The 15,628-nt window shown below is 72.3% G+C and carries 12 protein-coding genes; 3 read left to right on the top strand and 9 right to left on the bottom strand.

What is annotated here, in order from left to right:
• The first annotated feature begins 9 nt into the window (after positions 1 to 9).
• The gene (locus tag ACH4TL_RS06330; protein WP_398311091.1) at positions 10 to 360 is read left to right on the top strand and encodes a VOC family protein; all 351 of its coding nucleotides are present in this window, start codon (positions 10 to 12) and stop codon (positions 358 to 360) included.
• Positions 361 to 412: 52 nt separating this feature from the next.
• Here ACH4TL_RS06330 and ACH4TL_RS06325 read toward each other — a convergent pair whose 3' ends face one another.
• Positions 413 to 952: a GNAT family N-acetyltransferase gene (locus tag ACH4TL_RS06325; protein ID WP_398311094.1), complete on the bottom strand. Its 540-nt coding sequence runs from the start codon at positions 950 to 952 to the stop codon at positions 413 to 415.
• 262 nt (positions 953 to 1,214) lie between these two features.
• On the opposite strand from ACH4TL_RS06325, the gene ACH4TL_RS06320 reads away from it, so the two are divergent.
• Positions 1,215 to 2,585 carry an MFS transporter gene (locus ACH4TL_RS06320; protein WP_398311097.1) on the top strand — a complete coding sequence of 457 codons (1,371 nt, stop codon included), beginning with the start codon at positions 1,215 to 1,217 and terminating at the stop codon, positions 2,583 to 2,585.
• A 50-nt stretch (positions 2,586 to 2,635) separates the two neighbouring features.
• Here ACH4TL_RS06320 and ACH4TL_RS06315 read toward each other — a convergent pair whose 3' ends face one another.
• The 8 genes from ACH4TL_RS06315 to ACH4TL_RS06280 all read right to left on the bottom strand — a co-directional run bounded on the left by ACH4TL_RS06315 (position 2,636) and on the right by ACH4TL_RS06280 (position 14,425).
• Complete coding sequence (locus tag ACH4TL_RS06315; protein ID WP_398311100.1) at positions 2,636 to 3,364, bottom strand: 4'-phosphopantetheinyl transferase family protein; 729 nt, start codon at positions 3,362 to 3,364, stop codon at positions 2,636 to 2,638.
• A gap of 122 nt (positions 3,365 to 3,486) precedes the next feature.
• Positions 3,487 to 5,490 carry a prolyl oligopeptidase family serine peptidase gene (locus tag ACH4TL_RS06310; RefSeq protein ID WP_398311625.1) on the bottom strand — a complete coding sequence of 668 codons (2,004 nt, stop codon included), beginning with the start codon at positions 5,488 to 5,490 and terminating at the stop codon, positions 3,487 to 3,489.
• A 16-nt stretch (positions 5,491 to 5,506) separates the two neighbouring features.
• Positions 5,507 to 6,838, bottom strand: a complete 1,332-nt coding sequence (locus tag ACH4TL_RS06305) for a M20/M25/M40 family metallo-hydrolase (protein ID WP_398311103.1) — start codon at positions 6,836 to 6,838, stop codon at positions 5,507 to 5,509.
• Positions 6,831 to 7,664, bottom strand: coding sequence for a M55 family metallopeptidase (locus tag ACH4TL_RS06300; protein ID WP_398311106.1), 834 nt, complete (start codon positions 7,662 to 7,664; stop codon positions 6,831 to 6,833). The genes ACH4TL_RS06305 and ACH4TL_RS06300 overlap by 8 nt, the downstream gene beginning before the upstream one ends.
• Before the next feature lie 55 nt (positions 7,665 to 7,719).
• Positions 7,720 to 8,448 carry a methyltransferase domain-containing protein gene (locus ACH4TL_RS06295; RefSeq protein WP_398311109.1) on the bottom strand — a complete coding sequence of 243 codons (729 nt, stop codon included), beginning with the start codon at positions 8,446 to 8,448 and terminating at the stop codon, positions 7,720 to 7,722.
• 28 nt (positions 8,449 to 8,476) lie between these two features.
• Complete coding sequence (locus tag ACH4TL_RS06290; RefSeq protein ID WP_398311112.1) at positions 8,477 to 10,999, bottom strand: SpoIIE family protein phosphatase; 2,523 nt, start codon at positions 10,997 to 10,999, stop codon at positions 8,477 to 8,479.
• A gap of 219 nt (positions 11,000 to 11,218) precedes the next feature.
• A complete protein-coding gene (locus ACH4TL_RS06285) occupies positions 11,219 to 13,795 on the bottom strand; it encodes an MFS transporter (RefSeq protein WP_398311115.1) in 2,577 nt (858 codons plus the stop codon).
• A gap of 174 nt (positions 13,796 to 13,969) precedes the next feature.
• Complete coding sequence (locus tag ACH4TL_RS06280; protein ID WP_398311118.1) at positions 13,970 to 14,425, bottom strand: SRPBCC family protein; 456 nt, start codon at positions 14,423 to 14,425, stop codon at positions 13,970 to 13,972.
• A gap of 146 nt (positions 14,426 to 14,571) precedes the next feature.
• On the opposite strand from ACH4TL_RS06280, the gene ACH4TL_RS06275 reads away from it, so the two are divergent.
• Positions 14,572 to 15,600 carry an Rv2578c family radical SAM protein gene (locus ACH4TL_RS06275; protein WP_398311628.1) on the top strand — a complete coding sequence of 343 codons (1,029 nt, stop codon included), beginning with the start codon at positions 14,572 to 14,574 and terminating at the stop codon, positions 15,598 to 15,600.
• The last annotated feature ends 28 nt before the right edge of the window (positions 15,601 to 15,628 follow it).

The following is a 15,628-nucleotide window of genomic DNA, read 5'->3' as shown; positions in this document are numbered from 1 at the left end:
CTCGCCCGCATGGACATCATGGGGACTTCACTGCGGGTCTGCGTCGACGATCTGGACTCCGCCATCAGCGTCTACGAACGGCTCACCGGAGCCGAGGCGTCCCGCTTCCAGCGCGGCGGTGTCTCGGTCGCGGCGGTCGGCTGCTTCTTTCTGATGAGCGGTCCGGAGTCGGAGATGGAGATCCTCCGCAAGATCACGGCGACGATCGCGGTGAAGGACGTGGACGAGGCGATCAGCGATCTGACGGCGGTCGGCGCGCAGATCGTCGCGGGCCCGATCCCCGCCCCCACCGGCCGCATGCTGGTGGCCCGCCACCCGGACGGGTCGATCTTCGAGTACGTGGACCGCAACCCCGGCTGACTCCCCGTCCACCCCGCGGGCGCCCCGGCCGGCCGGGCGGGGGTGCCCGTACCTAATCCGACAGCATGTCGCTCGTGATGGCCCAGCGGTCGTGGTCGCGCCACGCGCCATCGATGTAGAGGAAGTCGGGCGAGAAGCCCTCGTGCCGGAAGCCGTGCCGCTTGACGAGCGCGGCCGACGCCTCGTTACCGGGCTGGATGTTGACCTCGATCCGGTGCAGCCCGAGCGGCCCGAAGGCATGCCGCAGCACCAGTCCCAGCCCCTCGGACATATGGCCGCGCCCTGCGGTGGGCGGAAAGGCGCCGTAGCCGATCGCGCCGCACTGGAACGCGCCGCGCACGATGTTGTTGATGTTGATGAATCCGGCGAGCGCGCCCGTCTCCCGTACGCAGACCAGGAAGCCGTGCCGGTCCTCCCGCTCCAGCTGCGTGATGAAGCCCTCGTACGCCTCGTCCGTCGTGGGCAGCGTCAGCCAGGGGTGATGGAAGGCGGCGCTCTCCCGCGCGAGCCGGACGAATTCGGCGCCGTCCGCACGCCGATGGGGCCGGATGGCGGTGCGGGTTCCCTCGGCGAGATACGCGTGATCAGGCATTCGCCAATCATGGTACGGAGGCCGTGCCTCCGCCACCGGCTTTCGCGGTAGCACACCCTTATGGTCATATCCATGAACGCCGCGCGCGACGGGCGCGACGCCCCCTCTTGATCCTTAAACCCCACGCGAAGACCTGAAGTCCTGGTCAGCGCTGCGGAATAAGTGCTTCACGGACCATTGACCGAGTACACACAGGACCGTATGGTCCCTCGCACCACCCGTTGACTGTTCACAGGGATGAACGTATCGCCAGGAGAGCACCATGGCACAGCAGGGACCCCCCGGCCAGGACGCGGCGCCCGCCCCGGAGCTGGTCGACCGGGCGGTGAGCAAGTTCTTGCGGCGCGTCATGCCGATGCTGGTGTTGATGCTGGTCGTCAATCAGATGGACCGCACCAACGTCGGTTTCGTCCAGGACGACCTCAGTGCCGACATCGGAGTCGGCGCCGCCGCGTACGGCCTGGGCGCGGGGCTGTTCTTCATCAGCTACGCCATCTTCGAAGTGCCGAGCAACATGCTCATGGAGCGCTTCGGCGCCCGCGTCTGGCTCACCCGCATCATGATCAGCTGGGGAGCGGTGACGCTCGCCATGTGCTTCATGCACGGCGCCACCTCCTTCTACGTGCTGCGCTTCCTGCTCGGGATCGCGGAGGCGGGGTTCTTCCCGGGCGTCATGTACTACATGACCACCTGGCTGCCGGACTCCTACCGGGGCAAGGCCAGTGCCATCTTCCTCGGCGGCTCCGCGACCGCGTACATCGTCACCGGCCCGATCAGCGGCGCGTTCCTCGAAATGCACGGCATCGGCGGCTTCGCGGGCTGGCGCTGGATGTTCGCCATGGAGGGCGCCATCTCGATCGCGGTGGGCCTCGTCGCCGCGTTCTTCCTCGTCTCCCGGATCGGCGACGCCCGCTGGCTCAGCGCCGACGAGCGTACGGCCCTCACCGCGGCGCTCGAACGCGACCGGGAAACCCGCAGCCGCGAGCCCAGGGTGTCCCGGTGGCGCCTGGTGCTCCACCCGCAGGTCGCGCTGCTCACCCTCGTCTTCTTCGCCATGGCGCTGACCGGCTACGCCATCACCTTCTGGCTGCCGAGCCTGGTCGACGACATCGGCGGTCTCTCGCCCTTCCAGATCGGGCTGCTCTCGGCCATCCCGTGGATCTGCGCGGTGATCGCCATGTACACCATGAGCCGCTACACCGACCGGATGCCGGACCGGCGCCCGTACCTCGCCATCGTGCTGGTGCTGTCGGCCGTCGGCACGTTCCTCGCCACGCTCGGCTCGCCGTGGTTCGGGCTCGTGGCCCTCACCCTGGCCGCCGTCGGCAGCAAGTGCGGCGCCAACCTCTTCTGGCCGCTGGCCCAGTCCAGCCTCGACGCCAAGGTCACCGCCTCCGGGCTCGCCGTGATCAACTCCCTGGGCAACCTGGGCGGGTTCGTCGCCCCGACGCTCTTCGGCTACCTGGAGGAGACCACGGGCAGCACCAACGGCGGGCTCTACTCGCTCTCCGCCGCCTCCCTGGTCGCCGTGATCGGCGTCTACCTGCTGCGCCGCCCGGCGGCCGGGACGGGGACCGGGGCCGGGGCGGACACCAAGGCCCCCGCCCCGGCGCCCGCACCCTCCGCGCCCTGATCCTTCGCGGGTGCCCCCTCGCGGGCACCCCCTCGCGGGCACCGGCCGGGCTATTCGGTCCGGCCGGGGCCGCCGCGCAGGGCCATGGCCGCCGCGTAACCGGACTCCACCGGTACGTCGAGCAGCACCCACGGCCCCACCGGCACCGGCTCCCGGCCGGTGCCGACGTAGTCCTTCGCCGGGTCCTGGGACAGCCCGGTGCCGATGCCCTTCAGATACGCCTCCTTGCGCGTCCAGCAGCGCCCGAAGGCGGCGGGCCGGTCGGCGGTCGGCAGCGCGTCCAGCTCGGCGCGCTCCCTGGGGTGCAGGCTCTGGGCCACCTGCTCCACCACGGAAGCGGGCTGGAGCTTCTCCACATCGACCCCGACCGGAGCCCCGGCGAACGCGAAGAGCACCAGGTCACCGGCGTGCGACATATTGAAGTGGAGCGGGGCGCCGACCACTGCGGGGCGGCCGTGCGGGCCACCGCAGCCGGGGCAGGACTCCCGGGTGAACGGAACGGCCGCCGGGTCCACGCCCAGATAGCCGCCGAGCAGCTGCCGCAGCCCCACATGGGCCGCCGCGTACCGCTCCCGGTCCTCGGCGCGCAGGAACCTCCCGGCCCGCTCCTGCTCCTCGGCGTCGAGGATCTTGCCGGGTGCGGCGGCGTCCAGGGCGGCGGTGAAGGCGGAGACGCTGAGCAGCCAGGTCTCGGGCTCGCCGCCCTGCGGCCACCCACCGGCCAGGGCGGTGGGCAGCGGCTCACGGCCGACGTGGCGCGGGGCCCGTGCGGGTGTCAACTGGTCCCTCCGATACGAATGATGGCGAAAGAGTTCGCATGTCGGGCCTTGATCGCATGTCGGATCTCGGCGCTGTCGCTCACGCTACCGCTCCCCCGCGGCCGATGCGGTGCGGGGCGCGGTCATGTGCGCAGCTCCAGCGGGGGCACCCCGGCCTCGGAGAGGCCGAAAACCCGGGCGTACAGGGACAGTTCGGCCTCCAGCGCGCGGACCATGGTGTCGGCGCGGCGGAAGCCGTGCCCCTCTCCCTCGAAGGTGAGATACGCGTGCGGCACCCCTCGCCCCGCCATCGCCGCCACGAACCGCTCGCACTGAACGGGCGGGCAGATCGTGTCGTCCAGCCCCTGGAGCAGCAGGAACGGCGCGGTGATCCGGTCGACCCGGTGCAGCGGCGAACGCTCCCGGTAGCGGTCCGGGACCTCGGCCACCGGGCCGATCAGCGACTCCGTGTACCGCGACTCGAAGTCATGGGTCTCGCCGCTGGCCCAGGCGGCGGGGTCGAGGATCGGGTAGATGACCGTGCCGCACGCGTACAGCCCGGTGGCGGTCAGCGACACGGCCGCCGTCCAGCCGCCCGCGCTGCCGCCGCGGATCGCCAGCCGGGCCCGGTCGGCGACGCCCTCGTCGGCGAGCGCCCCGGCGACGGCGGCGCAGTCCTCGACATCGGCCACGCCCCACCGCTCGCGCAGCCGGTCACGGTAGGCGCGGCCGTAGCCGGTGGACCCGCCGTAGTTGACCTCGGCGACACCGATGCCGCGCGAGGTGAAGTACGCGATCTCCAGATCGAGCACGAGCGGCGCCCGCCCGGTGGGCCCGCCGTGCGCCCACACCACGTAAGGCGGCAGCTCGCCGGGCGGCGCGGTGTGGCCGGGGTTGTGGGGCGGGTAGAGGTGCGCGTGGATCTCCCGGCCGTCCGCCCCGGTGAAGGTGCGGACCTGGGGCTCCGGGTAGTACGCGGGGTCGACGGGGTCGGTGTGGGCACTGCCGATGACGCGGGCGCGGCCGGTACGGGTGTCCAGCTCCACGACCTCGTGCCCGCTGCGCGGGCTGGCGGCGACGCCGATGACCCGGTCGCCGTCCACGGCGAGCGTCGGCTCCCACTCGGTCCACGGCCCGGCGACATCGGCCAGCTCACCGGTCCTGGGGTCGAGGATCCCGAGCGTCTGCGCGCCCCGCCCGTGCAGCACGGCGACGAGCCCACCGTCCATCGGCGCGAACCAACGGTGCCCGAGCTTCCACAACGGCCCCCCGAATTCCTCCTGCCGAGGACACAGCGTGCTGCTCGCGATGACGTCCCCGCCCGCCGCGTCGGCGTCGATCCGCTCCAGCTGCCACCAGCCTCCGAGGTCCGAGACGAACAGCAGCGAACCGTCATCCGCCCACTCGGCCTGCGCCACCGATTCATCGGTGTCTCCCACGAGCGGTCTCACCCCGGCGAACGGGCCGTCGTCCGTTACGTCGGCGACCATCACCACCGTGCCGTCCCACGGCATCTGGGGGTGGTCCCAGGCGATCCACGCCACGCGGCGGCCGTCGGCGGAGAGGCGGGGGCCGGTGACGAAGTCATGGCGGGCGTCGGTGAGTTCGCGCACGGCCGTGCGGTCCTCGGCGGCCGAGCCGTCGAGCGGTACGGCGGCGATCACCCGCCGTACGTCGGTCGGCCGCTCCCCCGTGAACTCCTCCAGCACGCACCACACCTCACCCCGCCCCGGAGGCAGCCGGAGGTCGGCCCAGCGCAGCCCCTCGCCCACCTCCGACACCGGGGTCAGCGGGCGCGGCGGGGTGCCCGCCGGGGCGTCCGGTTCGTACGCGTACAGCCGCTGGTCGGCGAAGTGGACGAACACCACCAGCGGGCCGCCGTGCGGGCGGGGGGCCGCGGCCCACGGGGTGCCGCCGTAGCCCATGACCGTGCTGCGCACGTTCCACGGCGGGGGCAGGACCGGCTCCTCGGTGCCGTCGGGCCGCAGCCGGATCAGCGCGCGGCGGCCGCCCTCGGCGGGGCGGGGCGCGGTCCACCACACCTCGGGCCCGACCGTGCCCACGTACTCGGGGTGGCCGTCGTGCGAGGCGGCGAGGGCGGCGTCGATCGGGGAGCGCCACGTCCCGTACGGGGCCGGGGCCGTCACTTCCTGCACCACCGGCTCACGCCCTCTGGAGGAAGTCGTCGAGCACCCGGACCCCGAAGTGCAGGGCGTCGACCGGCACCCGCTCGTCCACGCCGTGGTAGAGCGCCTGGTAGTCGAAGCCCTCGGGCAGCCGCAGCGGCGAGAAGCCGTAGCCGCGGATGCCGAGCCGGGAGAACTGCTTGGCGTCGGTGCCGCCCGACATGCAGTACGGCACGGCATGGCCGCCCGGGTCGAAGCGCTGGACGGCGGCACGCATCGCCTCGTACGTGGGCGCCTCGGGCCCGACCGGGGCCTGGAGGGGGACCTCGCGGTGGTGGAACTCCCAGTCGACATCGGGGCCGGTGAGCCGGTCGAGGGTGTCCCGGAACTCGTCCTCGCCGCCGGGCAGCATCCGCCCGTCGATGTAGGCGCTCGCGCTGCCGGGGATCACATTGATCTTGTAACCGGCCTCCAGGACCGTCGGGTTGGCGCTGTTGCGCACGGTCGGCTCGATGAGCGCGGCGGCAGGGCCCAGCTTGGCGAGCAGCTCGTCGACGTCGAAGTCGGGCGCGTCCACATCGGCCGGGATGTCCTGGAGGGCGGCGATCTCGGTGAGCGCCGCCTTGACGGTGGGCGTCAGCCGCACCGGCCAGCGGTGGTCGCCGATGCGGGCGACGGCGGCGGCCAGTCGGCTGACCGCGTTGGCCCGGTTGACCTTCGAGCCGTGCCCGGCCCGGCCGTGGGCGGTGAGCTTCAGCCAGGCCGTGCCGCGCTCCCCCGCCGCGATGGGGTAGAGCCGCAGCCCGGGCCCGGCGTGGAAGGTGAAGGCGCCGGATTCGCTGATGCCCTCGGTGCAGCCCTCGAACAGCTCCGGGTGCCGGTCGGCGAGATAGCCGGAGCCCCAGGCGGCGCTGTCCTCCTCGTCGGCGGTGAAGGCCAGCACGATGTCCCGGCGGGGCCGCACCCCGGCCCGGGCCCAGGCCCGGACGACGGCGAGGACCATCGCGTCCATGTTCTTCATGTCGATGGCGCCGCGGCCCCACACCACCCCGTCGCGCACCTCGCCGGAGAAGGGGTGCACGGTCCAGTCGGCGGGCTCGGCGGGCACCACGTCCAGATGTCCGTGGACGAGCAGCGCGGGCGCGGCACGGTCGGTGCCCTCGATGCGGGCGACCACGTTGGTGCGCCCCGGCGACCGCTCCAGCAGCGTGGGGTCGATGTCCACATCGCTCAGCATCTCCGCCACGTACTCGGCGGCCGGGCGCTCCGAGCACTCCCCTCCGCCGCGGTTGGTGGTGTCGATCGCGATCAGCTCGGAGGTGAACCGCACCACCTCCTCCAGCGCCTGAGCGTCAATCGTGTCAGCCATATTGCTCCTCCACCGCGGCCGATACGACGGTCGTGACCGCCTTGAAGCAGCGGATCCCCTCGTACATGGTCGGTGAGGTGTAGGCGACGCGACGCTCGCCGCTGTGCTCCACGCCCGGTACGACGCTCGCCGCCCCCACCAGATGCTCGGCGTCGAATTCCAGCTCGATCGTGAACGGGCCCCGGTGCGGGGGCTCGTGGCGGACCGCCAGCACGGTGGCCTCCCGCGCGGCCTCCCGGATGTCGGCCGCGGTGCGGGCGGGGGTGCGGCACACCGCCGCGTACCGCGAGACGTAGTCCTTGACGGCGACACACCGGGCGTCCGGCGCATAGCCCTTGGCGTCCTCGCAGGTCAGATCGTCGCCGGTGACCAGCACCACCGGCACGCCGTACTCGGCGACCACGAGCGCGTTGAGCAGCCCTTCGCTCGCCCGGGCGCCGTTCGCCCATACCCCGGTCACGGAGTTGGGGAGATAGGTGTGGGCGAGCACGCCCTCGGTGCCCGCGCCGGTGTGGTAGCCGATGAACGCCACCCCGTCCACATCACCGTGCTGCACGCCCTCGACCATGCTCAGCGTCTTGTGCCGACCGGTGACCATCTGCGCTCTCGGGTCCAGCTTCTCCAGCAGCAGATTGCGCATGGACCAGTGCGCCTCGTTGATGAGCACCTCGTCCGCACCGCCGTCGAAGAACCCCAGCACCGCCGCGTTCACATCCGAGGTGAACAGGGGTCGGCAGCGCTCCCACTGCGGGGTGCCGGGCAGCACGTCCCCCGGCCAGGTCACGCCGGTGGCACCCTCCATATCAGCGCTGATGAGGATCTTCATGGTTCGTTACGTTACGCGCTGTACCGGGACCGAACCACCCCTGTGGATAACCCCTCTAGCCCTCCTCCGCACGGGCCACCACGAACCACCGGGCCGGGAGCTCCACCCGTGAACCGTCGGCCCATTGCTCCGTCTGGGCCAGGGCCGTGGGGCCCTCGGCCAGAATCCTCAGACCCGCCGCCGCCAGCAGCTCCGGCACCTCGGTATCCCCCGCGTCGGCGGGCTTGAGGCCGTGGTCGAAGACGCGGCGGAGCTTCAGCGGCGGGCCGCCGGGGGTCTCGGCCAGCCGGGCCAGCGTCGTCTTGGACTCCTCCGTCAGCTCCGCGAGGAAGCCCCGGCCGCGGCGGCCGACCAGAGTGGCCACCGCCTCGGCGACCGGGCGGCGGTCGGGGGCATCACTCTGGTGGATGACAGCGCGCATATAGATGTTGACATCGCCGAGGCCGTCGCGCAGCGCCCGCACGGCCGCCGCGTCCGTGAGGCTCAGCTGCCGGAACTCGGCGCTCCGCGCCGTGTCCGCGCGCCGCGCGTGCGCGACCGCCGCATGGGACAGGTCGACGCCCACCGCACGGCCGAAGCGAGTGGCCAGATAGCGGGTCTGGGTGCCGTTTCCGCAGCCCAGATCGACGACAGGGAGGGAGAGGTCGGCGTGCGGGACCAGGCGGTCGACGTCCCGGGCGGCGCTCAGCGCCGGGTCGGCGTCCCAGATGGCCTCCCCCGGGGCGTCCGAGGTCTCCCGCCAGTAGCTCTCCCACGCTTCCCGGTAACGCTCCGACACGCTCATCGCCGCTCCCCGTCCGTCCGTCGTTCCGTCAGTCCGCACCGCGATGTGCGGGGCCCGTCAGCGCCTGCTCGAACCAGACGGTCTTGCCCTGCCGCGTCCGGCTCGTACCCCACTCCCTCGCCAGCTCACTGATCACCCGCAGCCCGCGCCCGTACTCGTCGTCCTGGCGGGCGTCCAGCAGCGCGGGCAGTTCGTGGTCGTCGTCCGCGACCTCGCACAGCAGCGCCTCGGTGCGGACCAGACGCAGCACCACATGGTGGGTGTGGGCGTGCCGCACCGCGTTGGTCACGGCCTCGCTGACGAGCAGTTCGGCGGTCTCCACGGCGTGCGGCAGGCCCCAGCGCAGCAGCCGCTCCCGGACCAGGCGGCGGGCCCGGCCCACCTCGGCCGGGTCGAGTGCCAGCCGCCACTGGGCGACGTCGTCGGAGGGGATGCCGTTCAGCCGGGCCATCAGCAGCGCCACATCGTCCTTGCGGCCGCCGCGTTGACCCAGCGCGCGGATGACGGTGTCGCACGCGTCGTCCATCGACGCAGCCGGATGGGCGGCGGACTCGCACAGCGCCGCGAGCCCGGCGCCGATGTCCTGACCGCGCACCTCCACCAGGCCGTCCGTGCACAGGATGAGCCGGTCGCCGGGCGCGACCCGCACCGTGGCCGTCTCGAAGGGCACCCCGCCCACGCCGATCGGCGCGCCGGTCGGCAGGTCCAGCAGCGCGCTGCCGCCGTCCTGGGCGCGCACCAGGACGGGCGGGATGTGGCCCGCGTTGGCCAGCAGCAGCTCGGAGCGGATCGGGTCGTAGACCGCGTACAGACAGGTGGCCAGATAGTGCTCGCCGAGCCGCTGCGCCAGGTCGTCCAGGTGGCGCAGCAGCTGCGCGGGCGGCAGATCGAGCGCGGCCATGGTCTGCACGGCGGTGCGCAACTGGCCCATCATCGCGGCCGAGTTCAGCCCGTGCCCCATCACATCGCCGACGACGAGCGCGGTGCGCGAACCGGACAGCTTGATGGCGTCGAACCAGTCGCCGCCGACCCGGCCCAGCCGGGTGCCCGGCAGATAGCGGGTGGCGGTGTCACAGCCCGCCATGCGCGGCGTCACCTGGGGCAGCATGCTGTCCTGGAGGGTCTCCGCCACGTTCTCCTGGTACGTGTACATCCGGGCGTTGTCGAGCACGAGCCCGGCGCGGGCGGCGAGTTCGGCACCGGTCGTACGGTCCATGTCGCCGAACACCTCACGGCCCGCGCGGCGCAGCAGCACCATGAAGCCGAGCACCACGTCGCGCGCCTTGAGGGGCACGATGAGGATCGACCGGCCGTTGATCAGCGGGCGCAGGTCCCGTTTCTCGAACTGTCCGGCGATCCGGTCGCCCAACTCGTCGCTGATGTACGGGATGAGCACGGGCTCGCCGGTGACCATGCACTGGAAGAACGGGGTGTGCTCGGGGAACGCGATGCTCTCCCCGACCGGCACCGTGTCGTCCCAGCGCCCCGGTTCGTCGTTGTGCTCGACCCAGACGCGGTGCCAGACGGTGGTGACGTCGGGCGGGCCATCGGGGAAGCCCTCGCCCGCGAGGACCTGGGCGCGCAGATGCGTACCGGCGAAGTCCGCGAAGCGCGGGACGGCGGCGCTGGTCACCTCGCGGATGGTGCGGGCCAGGTCGAGGGAGCTGCCGATGCGGCCGCTGACCTCGTTCAGGAACTCCAGGCGCTCGCGGACGGCGGCGTATTCGAGATCGTCTTCGAGGTCTTCTTCGAGATCGTCGGGGCCGTCGTCCCCGGGGACGGACGACGGCGGCCGCTCGGCGGCCACGCGGAGCCGGGCCGCGCGGCGGGCCTGGCGCTCGCGGTAGCGGGGCATGCCCCAGTCCGGCGTCACCGGGACCCGTGCGTGGTGGCTGATCTCCAGCACCGGATAGCCGAGTTCGAGAACCTGGGCGACGATGCGGCCGGCGGCGGCCGGGCCCATGTTGGGCAGGATGTCCGGCAGCCGCCCGGCCAGCAGCTCGGCGCCGGGGAACTCGGTGTGCAGCGCGAAACCCGGCGCGAAGCGCTCGTCGGGGGCGCCCGTGGTGAGCCCCGAGGCGTCCGCCGCCAGCACCAGCAGCCGCTCGGGGCCGGGTCCGGCGAGTGGGTACGCCCACCACACCACGTCGACCTGGGCGGCGTCGTCCGAGGGGGTCATCCGGGCGCGGCCCGCGGTGGGGTACCGCCCACCGCCGAAGGCGTCGTCCTGCGCGGGGCCCGGCGGCATCGTGCGTATGCGGTCCGCCTCGTGCACCTCGTACGCCTCGTACGGCCCACCCGCCGCGCCCGGCAGATCCGCGCCGCGCAGCGCTCCCGAAACCGGCATCAGATCGACGGCGGACGCGCCGAGAGCCTGCTCGCGGGTGCGTCCGAAGAGTCTGCGGGCGCCGGAACTCCAGTGCGTGACCAGCCCGTCGGCGTCGACCACGACCACGGCGAGCGGAATCCGGCCGGATACCTCCGTCCGCTGCGCCGGTACCCAGGGCGCGCCGCCCAGCCCGCCGTCACCGCGCGACGTGCCCTGCTCCATAGGCGGAAGACTCCTTCGCACGCAAGATCTGCGACACCTCTTCAACGGTACGGCGGGGCCGGGCCGGAGCGCGGGCCAATACCCGAATAGGTGCTGTCTGGTGCGAGGTTGCGGGCACGCGTGCGATGTCCCGCGCACAGTCTTCCGCCCCGGCCCCCGGCGGAAGGCGGGGGCCGGGGCGGGGCGGCCGGTGATCGGTGATCGGTAGCCGACCGGTGGTCAGTCCTCGTGGCCCAGGTGCAGATCGCGTTCCGTACGCCCGCCGCCCGCCACCTGGAGCACCGTCGCCACCGGGGGGTAGCCAGCGGCGATCACCGTGTACTCGCCCGCCGACAGGTCGATGAAGCGGAAGGCGCCGTCCGCGGCGGTCGTCGCCGTGTCGACCACGTTCCCTGCCGCGTCCAGCAGCGTGACCCGGGCGTCCTCCACGAGGCGGCCGCCACCGGCCCGTACGACGCCGCGCAGCACCGCGCCACCGGCCAGTTCGATGTCCTGGCGGGTCTCGCGGGCGGCCTGCACGGTGACGGGGAGGGCGGCGGGGCGGAACGCGGGCGCGCTGGAGGCCAGGGTGTACTCCCCTGCGACCAGCTCGGTCATGACATAGCCCCCTTCGCGTCCGCTGCGCGTGGAGGCCACCACCTCGCCGCGTACGTCGGTGAGGGTGACCGTGGCGTCCCGTACGGGCGTACCGTCCGCGGTGAGCACGGAACCGGCGAGGCGGCCCGCGCCGCCCAGCACCACGTCCAGCTCGACCGGGCGGTCGCCGACGGTGACGCTGACCGCCCGCGGCTGGTGGCCTCCGGCCGCCGCGATCAGGACGTACGCCCCGGTTCCCGGCGTGCTCAGCGCGTACCGCCCGTCCTCGCCGGTGGCGCCGCGCCCGATCTGACGGCCGCTGACGTCGATGAGGGTGAGCGCGGCCCGCGGGACCGAGGTGCCGTCGTGGTGCTGGACGGTGCCGCACACCGGGATGCCCGCGACGGGCGGTGGGGGCGGCGGGGCGGCGTGCCGGGGCACCGAGCGCGCCGCCGGTACGACGGGGTCCGGCTGGACGACGGGATCCGGCTGGACGCCGGGGTCTGGCTGGACGGCGAAGTCGGTGTGGGACACCAGAGGTTTCTCCTTCAGCAGGAAGGCGAGCAGGAAGCCCAGGACGAGCACCGGCACGAGATAGAGGAAGATCCGCGGTATGGCGTCCGCGTACGCCGTGATGTAGCCGTCGCGCAGGGCGCGCGGCATGGCGTGCACGATCTGCGGGGTGACGGAGTCGGGGTCGGGCAGCTCCGGGCCGCCGTCGGCCCGGCCGCCCGTGCCCTTGGGGAACTCGTCGGCGAGGCGGTCGGCGAGCCGATGGGCGAAGAGGGTGCCGAAGATGGCCGCGCCGACGCTGCCGCCGATCTGCCGGAAGTAGTTGTTGGCGCTGGTGGCGGAGCCGAGGTCGGCGGGCGACACGGAGTTCTGCACGGAGAGGATCAGCACCGGCAGCACCAGCCCGATGCCCAGCCCGAGGACGCCCATCCAGAGGCTGTAGTCCTGGCGGGAGGTGTCCTCCTCCAGCCGGGACAGCAGCCACATGCCGCCGATCGAGATGAGGCCGCCGACCACGGGGAAGACCTTGTAGCGGCCGGTGGCGCTGATGAGCTGACCGGCGGCGATCGACGCCAGCACCATGCCGCCCATCATGGGCACCATCAGCAGCCCCGACTCGGTGGCGGAGACGCCGTCGACCATCTGGAGGAAGGTGGGCAGATAGCTGGCGGCGCCGAACAGCGCGACGCCGACGACCGTGCCGATGAGCCCGGAGACGCAGAAGACCGAATCGCGGAACATGCGCATCGGCATGAGCGGTTCGGGGACGACGCACTCCACGACGACGAAGAGGATCGCCGAGCCCGCCGCGCCCAGGGCGAGCCCGAGGATGACGCGCGAGTGCCAGCTGTACTCCGTACCGCCCCAACTGGTCAGCAGGATGGTGCAGGTGGAGAACATGGTGAGGAACAGGGCGCCCAGGAAGTCGAAGCGCGGCCGCCGCAGCGGTTCGGGCACCTTGAGGACGGCGGCCACGACGGCGAGCGTGACCAGGCCGAAGGGGACGTTGGCGTAGAAGCACCAGCGCCAGGAGGCACGGTCGGTGAAGAAGCCGCCGATCAGCGGTCCGGCCACCGAGGCGAGGCCGAACGCGGCGCCGATGAGCCCCATGTAGCGGCCGCGCTCCCGTGGCGGCACGATGTCGGCGATGATCGCCTGGACGCCGATCATCAGCCCTCCGGCGCCCACGCCCTGCACCGCGCGGAAGACGATCAGCTCGTCCATCGTGCGCGACCATCCGGCGAGCGCGGAGCCCACGACGAAGACGACGATCGCGAAGATGAAGACGCTCTTGCGGCCGATGAGATCGCCGAGCTTGCCGTAGACGGGCAGCACGATGGTGACGGCGAGGAGGTAGGAGGTGACGGTCCAGGACATCTTGTCCAGGCCGTGCAGTTCGCCGACGATCTCGGGGAGGGCGGTGGCGACGATCGTCTGGTCGAGGGCGGCCAGCAGCAGGGCGAGCATCAGCCCGAGGAAGACCGTCCGCACCCGGGCCGGGCTGAGCCCGGCCCCGGCGGGGGCGTCGCCGGCTGCTCCTGTGGTGGTGCCGGGTCTGTCGCCGTCGCCCGGTCCGTCACCGGGCCCGGACGCGGTTCCGGACCCGGAGCCGGTTCCGGGCCCGGAGCCGGTTCCGCCGGAGGCGCGGGCGGGTGCGCCTGCCGACCGGTGGCCCTTCGCGAAGGTGGTCTCGGTGATCCCGCCCACGTCTGTCTCCCCTCGTCACGCCTGCGCCGCCGCCCTTTTCTCGCATTACGCGACAACTGGGGGCAAGCGCGACGAATCGATAAAGAGACGGGTCCGGGCGGCTTTACCGCAAGTGGGAGCGGGTGCGCCTGTCGAGCGCACCGCGGAGAAAACCACCCGAACCGGTGACCATGGCTACTGGGCGCTCTGGGCGGGGAGTTCGGCCGCGAGCTTCTCCAGCACGCCGTCGTAGATGCGGGCGAGACCCTTGGGCGCGAAGGTGCGCTCGAAGAAGCCGCCGATGCCGCCCGCGCCGTTCCACACCGAGGTCACGACGACCCGCGCCTTGCCCTCCCCGGCCGGGGTGACGGTCCAGGTGGTGACCATGGAGGAGTTGCGGTCCTTCTCCACGAGCTGACCGTCGGTCGGCTCGGAGACCTCCAGCAGGCAGTCACGCACCCGCTTGCTGGTGGCCTGGAGCCGCCAGTGCACCAAGGTGCCCTCTCCGTCGCCGCCCTCGCGGACCTCGTACTCGCTGAACTGCTCGGTGAGCAGTTTGGGGCGGACCTCGCGGTAGTCGGCGAGCGCGTCGAACACGTCCTCGGGCTTGCCCGTGACGATGCGCTCCGTGGTGGCCTCGACCTGGCCCATTGCTCTTGCCTCCGATGGTTGCGTTGCCATGCGCTGCGCTGGCAAGCCAACCACCTGCGGGTCACCCGCCCAAATTCGGGGTTGACGGAAACGAAGGGAACATGTGTTCTATTGTGGTAGTGAGCGAGACCCCGGAGGTGCGTGCCATGCGCTGGGACAACCTGACAGGCGGCGGCGAGGCGGCCACCCCGGCCCTCTTCGCCGCCGACGCGGTGATCTCTCGGACGTTCGACACCCCCGAGTTCCGCGGCATCACCTTTCACGAGATCCGCGCACGTTCGATCGTCAACCGGGTGCCAGGGGCGTCCCGGATGCCGTTCGAATGGACAGTGAACCCGTACCGCGGCTGCACCCACGCCTGCGTCTACTGCTTCGCGCGCAAGACCCACAGCTATCTCGACCTCGACACCGGGTACGACTTCGACACCCAGGTCGTCGTCAAGGTCAACGCCCCGGAGCTGCTGCGGCGCGAGCTGGCCGCCCCGCGCTGGCGCGGCGAGCACATCGCCATGGGCACCAACGTGGACTGCTACCAGCGCGCCGAAGGCCGCTACCAGCTCATGCCCGGCATCCTCGGCGCGCTCGTCGAGCGCGCCAACCCCTTCTCCATTCTCACCAAGGGCACGCTCATCCTGCGCGACCTGGAGCTGCTGCGCCGCGCCGCCCGCGTCACCGACGTCGGCGTCTCGGTCTCCGTCGGCTTCACCGACCGCGCGCTGTGGCGCAGCGTCGAACCGGGCACCCCCTCCCCCGAGCGGCGCCTCGACGCCGTACGGACCCTCTCCGAGCACGGCGTCCCCTGCGGGGTGCTGATGGCCCCCGTGATCCCCTTCCTCAGCGACTCCCCCGAGCAGCTGCGCGCGACCGTCCGCGCGGTCGCCGAAGCCGGCGCGACCTCCGTGACCCCACTGGTGCTGCATCTGCGCCCCGGCGCCCGCGAATGGTTCACGGCCTGGCTCACCCGGCACCATCCGCGGCTGCTGAAGCGCTACGACGCGCTGTACGAGGGCGGTTCGTACGCACCGAAGTGGTACCAGCGGCGGATCACCGGGATCGTGCACGACCTCGCCGCCGAGTACGGCATCGGCCCGTACGAACCCGGCGCGCACCGGGCCGTCCCCGAGCCGCCCGCCCCCGCCGGACCCCCGGGTCCGGCGCAGTTGTCACTCCTGTGAGCGATGATCTCCCCATGACCCCGCGGCG

The sequence above is a fragment of the Streptomyces sp. NPDC021115 genome, assembly GCF_044333065.1.
GTDB lineage: Bacteria > Actinomycetota > Actinomycetes > Streptomycetales > Streptomycetaceae > Streptomyces.
The sequence above is the reverse complement of the archived record's forward strand: the minus strand, read 5'-3'. Positions and strand labels throughout refer to the sequence as shown.